Annotated in this window: 10 protein-coding genes, 1 tRNA gene and 1 pseudogene; 7 read left to right on the top strand and 5 right to left on the bottom strand. The window is 70.4% G+C overall.

From position 1 onward, the window contains the following. Positions 1 to 385: pseudogene (locus ACFQ4O_RS11835) on the bottom strand (leucyl aminopeptidase family protein); the annotation flags it as partial. A gap of 148 nt (positions 386 to 533) precedes the next feature. Between ACFQ4O_RS11835 and ACFQ4O_RS11830 the strand changes: the two are divergent. The 3 genes from ACFQ4O_RS11830 (at position 534) to ACFQ4O_RS11820 (ending at position 3,410) form a co-directional block, all read left to right on the top strand. Continuing rightward, positions 534 to 1,544: an NAD(P)H-quinone oxidoreductase gene (locus ACFQ4O_RS11830; protein ID WP_378775898.1), complete on the top strand. Its 1,011-nt coding sequence runs from the start codon at positions 534 to 536 to the stop codon at positions 1,542 to 1,544. Positions 1,545 to 1,980: 436 nt separating this feature from the next. Beyond that, positions 1,981 to 2,784, top strand: a complete 804-nt coding sequence (locus tag ACFQ4O_RS11825; protein WP_378775897.1) for a TPM domain-containing protein — start codon at positions 1,981 to 1,983, stop codon at positions 2,782 to 2,784. Beyond that, positions 2,778 to 3,410, top strand: a complete 633-nt coding sequence (locus ACFQ4O_RS11820; RefSeq protein WP_378775896.1) for a TPM domain-containing protein — start codon at positions 2,778 to 2,780, stop codon at positions 3,408 to 3,410. Before ACFQ4O_RS11825 ends, ACFQ4O_RS11820 begins: the two co-directional genes overlap by 7 nt. A 92-nt stretch (positions 3,411 to 3,502) precedes the next feature. On the opposite strand, the gene rimM is transcribed toward ACFQ4O_RS11820, so the two are convergent. From rimM to ffh, 3 genes are all read right to left on the bottom strand, one after another. Further along, entirely contained in the window at positions 3,503 to 4,042 is a 540-nt protein-coding gene (gene rimM / locus ACFQ4O_RS11815; protein WP_378775895.1) for a ribosome maturation factor RimM, read from the bottom strand. Between the two features lie 273 nt (positions 4,043 to 4,315). Next, positions 4,316 to 4,660: a 30S ribosomal protein S16 gene (gene rpsP / locus ACFQ4O_RS11810; protein ID WP_378775894.1), complete on the bottom strand. Its 345-nt coding sequence runs from the start codon at positions 4,658 to 4,660 to the stop codon at positions 4,316 to 4,318. Between the two features lie 133 nt (positions 4,661 to 4,793). Further along, on the bottom strand, positions 4,794 to 6,332 hold the full coding sequence (gene ffh, locus ACFQ4O_RS11805) for a signal recognition particle protein (RefSeq protein ID WP_378775893.1): 1,539 nt from the start codon (positions 6,330 to 6,332) through the stop codon (positions 4,794 to 4,796). A gap of 392 nt (positions 6,333 to 6,724) precedes the next feature. On the opposite strand from ffh, the gene ACFQ4O_RS11800 reads away from it, so the two are divergent. The 4 genes from ACFQ4O_RS11800 to ACFQ4O_RS11785 all read left to right on the top strand — a co-directional run bounded on the left by ACFQ4O_RS11800 (position 6,725) and on the right by ACFQ4O_RS11785 (position 8,774). Continuing rightward, complete coding sequence (locus ACFQ4O_RS11800) at positions 6,725 to 6,898, top strand: hypothetical protein (RefSeq protein ID WP_378775892.1); 174 nt, start codon at positions 6,725 to 6,727, stop codon at positions 6,896 to 6,898. A 123-nt stretch (positions 6,899 to 7,021) separates the two neighbouring features. Further along, on the top strand, positions 7,022 to 7,885 hold the full coding sequence (gene dapF, locus ACFQ4O_RS11795; protein ID WP_378775891.1) for a diaminopimelate epimerase: 864 nt from the start codon (positions 7,022 to 7,024) through the stop codon (positions 7,883 to 7,885). 105 nt (positions 7,886 to 7,990) lie between these two features. Continuing rightward, positions 7,991 to 8,065 (top strand) — tRNA-Thr (locus tag ACFQ4O_RS11790). A gap of 436 nt (positions 8,066 to 8,501) precedes the next feature. Next, complete coding sequence (locus ACFQ4O_RS11785; RefSeq protein ID WP_378775890.1) at positions 8,502 to 8,774, top strand: hypothetical protein; 273 nt, start codon at positions 8,502 to 8,504, stop codon at positions 8,772 to 8,774. Positions 8,775 to 8,931: 157 nt separating this feature from the next. Here ACFQ4O_RS11785 and ACFQ4O_RS11780 read toward each other — a convergent pair. Next, positions 8,932 to 9,552 (bottom strand): class GN sortase (locus ACFQ4O_RS11780; protein WP_378775889.1); only part of this gene is annotated, 621 nt, incomplete at its 5' end.

Here is a 9,552-nt window from a genome sequence, read left to right as displayed (position 1 = left end):
GGTCGACGCCGTCCGGCGCGACGAGGCGCGCGTCGGTCACCGGCGGCTTGCCGTAGCGGGTGAAGCGGTAAGCGCCGAGCGCGGAGGCGAGCGCGGCGAGGCGGGCGTCGCGCAGCTCGCCGTCGAAGCGGTAGGTCCCGGCGGGCAGCGCGCCCACGAGGCGGCCGGCGAGAAACGGATTGATCTGGCGCGCCTCGCCGGATTCGACGCCGAACACCACGCCCGCGAGGCCGCCCGCGCCGTCCGGCGTCAGCAGCGTCTTGCCCGGCCCGTTCTCGAAGCCCGTGGCCTCGGCCCAGCGCGTCGCCGCCTGCGGCAGCGGGGCGCCGCCGGGCGTGAACCACACCGGCGTGGCGTCTGGGGCGGCGTCGGCGAAGACGGACATGCGCGGCTTCCTCGAAAGCGTCAGGCGGAACGGGCGTCCCGTCATCGCATATTCGGAGCCCGGCGCCACGTCCGGAAGGGTTGCCCTTCGGCCCGGCGCGCGCCACACCATGCCCCAACGACACGCCACCGCAAGGACCGGACGCCCCATGACCCAGCTTCCCGCCGACATGGCCTTCATCCGCGCCGAGGGCGCAGGCGAGCCGGACGTGCTGACGCTCGCGCGCGGACCGCTGCCGGAGCCGAAGGAGGGCGAGGTGCTGGTGGAGGTGGCCGCCGCCGGCGTGAACCGCCCCGACGTGATGCAGCGCAAGGGCATGTATCCGGCCCCTCCCGGCGCGCCGGAGACGCTCGGCCTCGAGATCGCCGGCCGCGTGGTCGCGCTCGGCGCCGGCGTCGAGAACCTCAAGGTCGGCGACGCGGTCTGCGCGCTGATCGCGGGCGGCGGCTACGCCGAATACGCCGTGGCCCACGCCTCGAACTGTTTGTCCGTCCCGAAGGGCCTCACCATGGTGGAGGCCGCGAGCCTGCCCGAGACCTTCATGACCGTGTGGTCCAACGTGTTCGACCGCGCCGGGCTGAAGAGCGGCCAGAGCTTCCTCGTGCACGGCGGCACCAGCGGCATCGGCGTCACCGCCATCCAGCTCGCCGCCGCCCGCGGCGCCACGGTCTACGCCACCGCCGGCGGGCCGGAAAAGGCGGCCTTCTGCGAGACGCTCGGCGCCAAGCGCGGCATCGACTACCGCGCGGAGGACTTTCAGGCCGTGCTGAAGGAGGAGACCGGCGGCAAGGGCGTCAACGTCATTCTCGACATGGTCGGCGGCGAGTACACCGCCAAGAACCTCAAGTCGCTGGCGGCGGACGGCTTCCTGGTCCAGATCGCCTTCATGCAGGGGCCGAAGGTCAGCATCGACCTCACGCCGATCATGCTGAAGCGGCTTAACCTCACCGGCTCCACCCTGCGCGCCCGGCCGGTGGCCCAGAAGGCCGCGATCGCCGAGGCGCTGACCCGCGAGGTCTGGCCGCTGATCGAGGCGGGCAAGATCAAGCCCGTGGTGCACGCCACCTTCCCCCTCGCCCGCGCCGCCGACGCGCACCGGCTGATGGAGGAGAGCACCCACATGGGCAAAATCATCCTCACCACCGACACGGCCGCCTGAGGAGCGCGGCGGGGCCGCCCTCCTCTTCCTTGTCCCGGCCTTGAGCCGGGACCCAGAAACGTCGGCGGTTCAGACATAGCCGCGACGACCGGACCGCTTCACCGCCAGATGGCGGCGTGTCTGGGTCCCGGCTCAAGGCCAGGACAAGAGGAGCGCGCCGTTCAGCCGGGCGAGCGTTGAAAACCCCGCAGCGACAGCAGATCGCTCGGACCGCCCTCCTCTTCCTTGTCCCGGCCTTGAGCCGGGACCCAGAGACGCCATCGGTCGCAGAATAATGCTCTCCGGTCGTCGCGCCCTGTTCTGAAAGTCCAGAGGTTCTGGGTCCCGGCTCAAGGCCGGGACAAGGGGAGCGCGCCGTTCGGCCGTGCGAGCGTCGAAAGGCCGTGCGCCTCGCCGCTTGCCGACGGGCGCGGCGTATCTAGCTTATGGGGCGGAGATGATCATCGCCGGCCGCCCCCTCGTCGTCACTGTCCGCGCAGGCCTCGCCGGCCTGTGGCTGGCGTTCGCGCCCGCCGCGCTGGCGCAGGAGCTGAGCTTCCCCGCCTTCACCGGTCTTGTGGTCGATCAGGCGGACGTGCTGCCGCCGCAGGCCGAACAGGCGCTGACCGACAAGCTCGACGCCTTCCAAAAGTCCACCGGCCACCAGTTCGCCGTCGCCACCGTGCCGTCGCTGCAGGGAACCTCGGTGGAGGATTTCGGCAACCGGCTGTTTCGGGCGTGGAAGCTCGGCGACGCCCAGCGCAACGACGGCGCGCTGCTGCTGGTCGCCCCCACCGAACGCAAGGTGCGGATCGAGGTGGGCTACGGGCTGGAGGGCGACCTCACCGACGCGGTCTCCCGCCTCATCATCGAGAACGCCATCCTGCCCCGCTTCCGCGCCGGCGACATCCCCGGCGGCGTGACCCGGGGCGCGGACGACGTGATCGCGGTGTTCTCCGGCCACGCGGAGGACTTCAAGGCCCGCGCGGCCGAGGCGCGGCATGAGGAGCCGCCGCTGCTCGTCACGCTGTTCATGCTTGGCTTCATGCTGTTCTTCGTCGTCGTGTTCCTGCGCTCGTTCCGATCCTCGAACTCGCCCCCCTATGGCCGGGGGCGCCGGCGCAGCCCCTGGATCATCGGCGGGCCCGGCATGGGCGGCGGCTTCGGCGGCGGCGGATGGTCTGGCGGGGGCGGCGGCGGAGGTTTTGGGGGCGGAGGCGGGGGCTCGTCCGGCGGCGGCGGAGCGTCGGGCGGATGGTGAGCGAAACCACCGCCCTCACCCCGAACGACCGCGCCCGGGTCGCGGCCGCCGTGCGCGCGGCCGAGGCCCGCACCGCGGCCGAGATCGTTGTGGTGATCGAGACCGAGACCTGCGAGGAGACCGACGCCACGCTGGCGCTGGTCGCCGCCGGGCTGATCGCCATCGGCGCGGCGGCGCCGCTGGCGCATTCCGGTCTCTCGACGCTCGCGATCGCGGGGATTCAGGCCGGACTGTTCCTCATCCTCGCCGGGCTCGCGGCCTCGTCGCGGGTGCGGCGCGCGCTGCGGCTGGACCGGCTGGCGGCGCCCGCCGCCGCCCACCGCGCGGCGCTCAACGCCTTCGACGAGCTCGGCGTCGCCGGCACCAAGGCCCGCGTCGGCGTGCTGATCCATGTGGCGGTGGCCGACCGGCGCGCGGAGGTGATCGCGGACGTTGGCGTGCACGAGGCGGTCGATCCCGCGACCTGGCGGGAGGAGGTGGAGCTGATCGTCGGCGCCGCCCGCGAGGGCCGGCTGATCGAGGGCGTGATCGCTGCCGTGGACCGCTGCGGCGAGGCGCTGGCCGCCGCCCTGCCGCCCGAACCCGGCCGCCGCGACGAACTGCCGGATGAGCTGGTGATCCGCTAAAGCTTTGAAACGTCAGCGCGCCCGCGCGACGCGCGGGCCTGGCGCTCGCATGGAGCGGACGTCGGGGGTTTCCGGACGCCGGCGACGGACGCTCAGCGCTCGGGCCGGTCCGAAGGCGGGTCGAGCAGGCCGTCCGGAATCTCGGCCACGACGCGGCCGCCGGCGAGATCGACCGTCGGCACCACGGCTTTGGTGAAGGGCAGATAGACGGTGCGCCGTTCGCCGGCGAGCCGCACCTCCAGCAGGTCGTCGGCGCCGAAATTGGTCACGGTCACCACCTCGCCGACGCGGGCGCCGTCCGCGGTCTCGACCCGCAGACCGATCAGGTCGGTCCAGTAGAACTCGTCCTCGTCCTCGGCGGGCAGCGCCTCGCGGGGGACGAACAGGCCGACGCCGTTCAGCGCCTCGGCCTTGTCGCGGCTGTCCACGCCCTTGAAGCGCACCACCAGCATGTCGTCCTTGAGGGGACGCAGGCCGGCCACCGCGAAGGCGCGCACGCCGTCCTCGGCGGTGATGGGGGCGTAGGCCGCCAGATCGATCGGGTTGGCGGTGAACGACTTCACGCGCACCTCCCCCCGGACGCCGTGGGCGGCGCCGATGACGCCGATCTGAACCCGTCGGGAAGAGGTCATGGGCGGTGTCGTCTCGTTCAAAGGCCGAAGGCGGAACGCAAAGCCCCGGAGCGGACGGACGCCGCGCCGGGACCACGCACATCGGGGAGCGCCGCAGCGCCCGCAAGCAACCGTCATGCCCGCGCGAAGCGCGGGCATCCACGACGTTTCACCGAGCGAAAGCTCGAGCGAGCGAGTCGCGGACGCCCGAGACACGCTCGGGCGTGACGGCCCCGCGCGACGTTCCGGACAGCGTCCGAAATCCGGGCCGCGGTCATGCGGCCCGGAGGCGGATCACTCCGCGGCTTCGGCCTTGGCGGCGGCTTCGGCGGCGCGCTCCTGCGCCTTCTTGCCGGGCTCGGCCTTGGTCGGGTTGTTGCGGGCCGGGCGCTTCAGCAGGCCGGCCTGGTCCAGGAAGCGGTGCACGCGGTCGGTCGGGGTCGCGCCCTTGGCCAGCCACTCCTTGGCCTTCTCCACGTCGAGGACGACGCGCTCGGCGTCCTTCGGCAGCACCGGGTTGTAGGTGCCGATGCGCTCGATGAAGCGGCCGTCGCGGGGATAGCGCGAGTCGGCGACGACGATGCGGTAGAACGGACGCTTCTTGGCGCCGCCGCGGGCGAGACGGATCTTCAGGGACATTTTCTTTCCTTCCAGTCAGGTCGTGGCCCCGGCCTCAGGCCGGGAGCGGTTCAGGGTCGTTCGGTCCATCCGGCGGAGGCTTCGGGCGTCGCGCTCGCGCGTCCACCGCAATCTCCACCTGAATGTCAAAAGCTCACTTCTTCTTGCCGAGGCCCCGGAAGCCGCCGAGGCCCGGCAGCTTCGGCCCGCCGAGGCCGGGAAGCCCCGGCATTCCGCCCGGAAGCCCGCCGCCGCCGGGGAAGCCGGGCGGCAGGCCGTCCGGCAGCTTGCCCTTCTTCAGCTCCTCCAGAGCCTCCGGCGGGATCTGCGGGGCGCCGCCGCCGAAGCCCAGCGCCGCGCCGAGACCGGCGAGCGGGCCACGGCCGGACTTCGCGCCCTTGCCCATCAGCTTCATCATGTCCGCCATCTGGCGGTGCATCTTCAGCAGCTTGTTGACGTCCTCGACCTTCACGCCCGAGCCCGCCGCCACCCGCTTCTTGCGCGAGGCCTTGAGAACGTCGGGGTTGCGGCGCTCCTCGCGGGTCATGCTGTCGATGATCGCGGCCTGCCGCCGGAACATGCCCTCGTCCAGATTGGCGCCCGCCATCTGCTTCTTGAGGTTGGCGACGCCCGGCATCAGGCCCATCAGGCCCGACATGCCGCCCATGCGCTGCATCTGCTGAAGCTGGTCGCGCAGGTCGTTCAGATCGAACTGGCCCTTGCGCATGCGCTCGGCGGTCTTGGCCGCCTTCTCGGCGTCGATGGTGGCCGCGGCCTTCTCGACCAGCGAGACCACGTCGCCCATGCCGAGGATGCGGTTGGCGATGCGGGAGGGATCGAACTCCTCGACCGCGTCGAACTTCTCGCCCACGCCCACCAGCTTGATCGGCTTGCCGGTGACGGCGCGCATGGAGAGCGCCGCGCCGCCGCGGCCGTCGCCGTCCATGCGGGTGAGCACGATGCCGGTGACGCCCACCGCCTGGTCGAAGGCGCGGGCGGTCGTCACCGCGTCCTGGCCGGTGAGGGCGTCGGCCACCAGCAGCACCTCGTGCGGGTTGGTGGCCTGCTTGACCTCGACCACCTCCGCCATCAGCGCGTCGTCGAGGGTGGTGCGGCCCGCGGTGTCGAGCAGCACCACGTCGTAGCCGCCGAGCCGGCCCGCCTCCATCGCCCGGCGGGCGATCTGCAGCGCGGTCTGCCCCGGCACGATCGGCAGCGTGGCGACCTCGGTCTGGCGGCCCAGCGTCGCGAGCTGCTCCATCGCCGCCGGGCGGCGGGTGTCGAGCGAGGCCATCAGCACCTTGCGCTTGTCGCGCTGGCTGAGGCGGCGGGCGATCTTGGCGGTGGAGGTGGTCTTGCCGGAGCCCTGCAGGCCGACCATCAGGATCGGCACCGGGGCCGCGGCCGCGAGGCTGATCGGCTGCGCGTCCGGCCCGAGCATGGCGGCGAGCTCGTCATGGACGATCTTGACCACCATCTGGCCGGGGGTGACCGACTTCACCACCTCGACGCCGACGGCGCGCTCCTTCACCCGGTCGATGAAGGACCGCACCACCTCGAGCGCGACGTCCGCCTCCAGCAGCGCCCGGCGCACCTCGCGCATGGCCTCGGCCACGTCCGCCTCGGTCAGCGCGCCGCGGCGGGTCAGCCGGTCCAGAATGCCGCCGAGGCGGTCGGTCAGGGTCTCGAACATGAAGGCCAGCGCCTCGTGGTTGGTCTGAAAAGGAGCCCGGAACGCGCAACGCAAAACGCGCCCGCGGACGTGATCGTCGGCGGACGTTGACCCCCCGAACTCATGGGACGGGCGGCTTGGCTGGCGTCTGGTCTTTCAAGACGTGGGGGCTGATTACAGGCCCAAGGGGTAGCCGTCAACCGCGCCGCGACGGAGCGTCGCGCCTCTGTCACATCGCTCGCCGCGGGGGAAAACCCACGCTAGTGTGCCCGCCGTAGAGCACACATGGCTCGCCCGCTGGTCGCGCATCCCGCGTCGATCACGGCGACCTTGATGAACGTCCATTATCCGAGGCGTCGCGGAAGTCAGGCTCTCGTCCGCAGCGCAAGGCATAAGCCCGTCGGAGAGACGCTATGACCCTCATCGCACCGCGCGACGGCGCCGTTTTCAAGGCGTTCGCTTGCTGGCCCTCCCGTATCGGCGCGATCGCGCTGATCGCCCTCGGCGTAAGCCTGGGGGCCGACGCCTACGCCGGGGGCCCCGCGCCCGCCGCCGTGGCGGAACAGACGCCGACCGGCGTGGGCTGAGACCCTCCCCCACCGCGTCCCGGACGCTCCGTCGCGGCGAAACCCTGGCGTTTCGCCCTTTGGCGCGCGATATGAAGGCGTGACGACGGCCCGCGTGCGGCCGCCGAACAGCCGGTGTCGCGCATGAGCTCCCTGATCGGTCGCCCCTTCCTGAAGATGAACGGCCTCGGCAACGAGATCCTCGTGCTCGACCTGCGCGAGGGCGGCGTCGTGACGCCCGCCGAGGCGCGTGCGCTGGCCGCCCGGGACGCCACCCGCTTCGACCAGCTCATGGCGCTGCATCCGGGGCGGGGCGACGTGGACGCCTTCATGCGCATCTACAACGCCGACGGGTCGGAGGCCGCCGCCTGCGGCAACGGCACGCGCTGCGTCGCCTGGGCCCTGATGCGCGAAAGCGGGCGCGACGGCGCGCTGCTCGAGACCTCCGCCGGCCCGCTCGTGTGCTCCGCCGGCGCGGAGCCCGACCAGGTGACCGTGGACATGGGCGCGCCGAAGTTCGACTGGGCCGACATTCCGCTGTCCGAGCCCTTCGCGGACACCCGCGCCATCGAGCTGCAGGTCGGCCCGATCGACGCGCCGCTGATCCATTCGCCCTCGGTCGCCAACGTGGGCAACCCGCACGCGATCTTCTGGGTGTCCGACCTCGACGTGGTGGACCTCGGCCGCGTGGGGCCGCTCCTTGAGAATCACCCGCTGTTCCCGGAGCGGGCCAACATCTCGCTCGCCCGGATCGATTCGCGCGCAGCGCTCACCCTGAAGGTGTGGGAGCGCGGGGCGGGGCTGACGCTCGCCTGCGGCACCTCCGCCTGCGCCTCCGCCGTCTCCGCCGCCCGCACCCGCCGCACCGGCCGCGACGTGACGGTGACGCTGCCCGGCGGATCGCTCAGGATTCAGTGGCGCGAGGGCGACGACCACATCCTCATGACCGGCCCCGCCACCTTCGAGCACGACGGCCGCATCGACGCCGCCCTGCTGGCGGAGGCGTGAGGCGCGGGGCGGCTCGAAAAAGTCCGCCCCGCCCGGCTTGCGCCGCCGCCCCCCATGTGGCAGGTTCCGCGCGCTTCGCCACGCCCCCTCGGGACGGAGGCCGACGCCGCAGTAGCTCAGTGGTAGAGCACACCATTGGTAATGGTGAGGTCGGGAGTTCAATCCTCCCCTGCGGCACCAGATTTTCCCTAAAAAATGAACATGTGTTGAGCCCCTTGGGGCTCCAGCGCGCCCGGTGATATACACGGGTGTCACACATGGTTCTCCCGATGTCTGGATCGGTTGAGCGTCCCTCGGAACAGGCGCATGCTGTTTTTTGAGGCGTATTACGGCTTGACCGACAGCTGGGCTCCGCGGACATGACTGTGGCGTTGTCCCCTCGCGATTACATACTTGCGCGAGCAGACAGCATCAGACACATCACAGCCCGCGCAGCTAAAATCACGAAGCGCGCACCGATCTCTGCATCTTAATATTCATTGATAATGATAATTTTTAATTTACTTATATTACTTAATTCGCATCAATAAAGCCCCGAGCGTCACGAATGTTCATAAATATTCTTCATGACGGAGTTACAGTCGGCGCTGTCACAATCGAACATCTTGACCCTCCGATGGGTATCGCCTTTGGCGCATTCACTCCATCGGATCATTACAACCGAAATCTGCATGCGAATGTTCTAAATGGGCAATACGTCGATGATAGAGGCCTAAATTTATCGCTGCGTTCTGATGTGCATGGCGTCCTGAGCGCTGTTTCTGTTGCGATCAGCGAGGGTCCCAACGCCGACGACGAAAAGGAGGCGACCTTATTTTTCCGCGAGCGACACCTTTTTGATTCGTTATTCTCCAAGCATCCTGAACACCGCACCTATTACAACGAATAAAATAATCGAATACATAACTATATAATATACAGAAATAATACAACCGCTCTTCGAACCATCTCTTACGTACGGTTATGCCCACACCTTCACGCTCGGAGGCGCCTTTCGCTTTCGTCCTCGAAGCCCGTTCAACTTGCCACGCCTGCGCCCCCGCCCATCAGCGCCCCGCGTCTCCGCTTTGGGCGACGTCGTCGATCGCCTGCGCCTCGACCACGTAGCGCAGCGGGCCGGGGGTGAGGGCGTCGAAGGGCCAGCAGGTGACGAGCGCGAGGCGGCGGCCTTGCGCCTGGGGGTCGATGCCGGAGGCGTTCCAGGGCGCGACGCGCAGGCGCTCCACGCGGAAGCGGGCGGTCACGCCGTCTCGCCGCGTGACGCGGATCTCGTCGCCGACGCGCACATGGCGCAGGAACGCGAAATGGGTGTCGCGATGGGCGGCGTAGACCGCCGTGCCCGGCTCCCCCGCCTCGGGCGCGCCGGCGAGACGCCCCGGTCCGAAGGCCAGCGCCTCGCCGCTCGTGCCGGCGAGCGCGATCTCGCTGGCGCCGAGCCTCGGAACCTCAAGCCGCGCCACCGGCCAGGTGTCGGCCCAGCGCCACGCCTTCACCGGCGCGCCGGTGGCGAGGCTTTCCGAGAAGGCGCGCTCCAGCAGCACCTGCGCCAGCGCGGCCTTGGCGTCCATGTAGAGGCTCTGGCCGATGAGCCCGAGCCCTGCGAGCCCGAGCGCGGCGGCGAGCGCCGCGCGGAGCGTGGGGCGGGGGAGGCGTCCCCGCGCCCGGAG

Source organism: Methylopila musalis, from assembly GCF_042679725.1.
Lineage (GTDB): Bacteria > Pseudomonadota > Alphaproteobacteria > Rhizobiales > Methylopilaceae > Methylopila > Methylopila musalis.
This window is presented reverse-complemented; position numbering and strand designations above follow the sequence as displayed.

Coding starts and splice junctions, on each gene's coding strand:
- ACFQ4O_RS11800 (WP_378775892.1), top strand. CDS start 6,725: ATGACCCTCATCGCACCGCGCGACGGCGCCGTTTTCAAGGCGTTCGCT.
- ffh (WP_378775893.1), bottom strand. CDS start 6,332: ATGTTCGAGACCCTGACCGACCGCCTCGGCGGCATTCTGGACCGGCTG.
- ACFQ4O_RS11785 (WP_378775890.1), top strand. CDS start 8,502: ATGGGTATCGCCTTTGGCGCATTCACTCCATCGGATCATTACAACCGA.
- ACFQ4O_RS11825 (WP_378775897.1), top strand. CDS start 1,981: ATGATCATCGCCGGCCGCCCCCTCGTCGTCACTGTCCGCGCAGGCCTC.
- dapF (WP_378775891.1), top strand. CDS start 7,022: ATGAGCTCCCTGATCGGTCGCCCCTTCCTGAAGATGAACGGCCTCGGC.
- rpsP (WP_378775894.1), bottom strand. CDS start 4,660: ATGTCCCTGAAGATCCGTCTCGCCCGCGGCGGCGCCAAGAAGCGTCCG.
- ACFQ4O_RS11830 (WP_378775898.1), top strand. CDS start 534: ATGACCCAGCTTCCCGCCGACATGGCCTTCATCCGCGCCGAGGGCGCA.
- ACFQ4O_RS11820 (WP_378775896.1), top strand. CDS start 2,778: ATGGTGAGCGAAACCACCGCCCTCACCCCGAACGACCGCGCCCGGGTC.
- rimM (WP_378775895.1), bottom strand. CDS start 4,042: ATGACCTCTTCCCGACGGGTTCAGATCGGCGTCATCGGCGCCGCCCAC.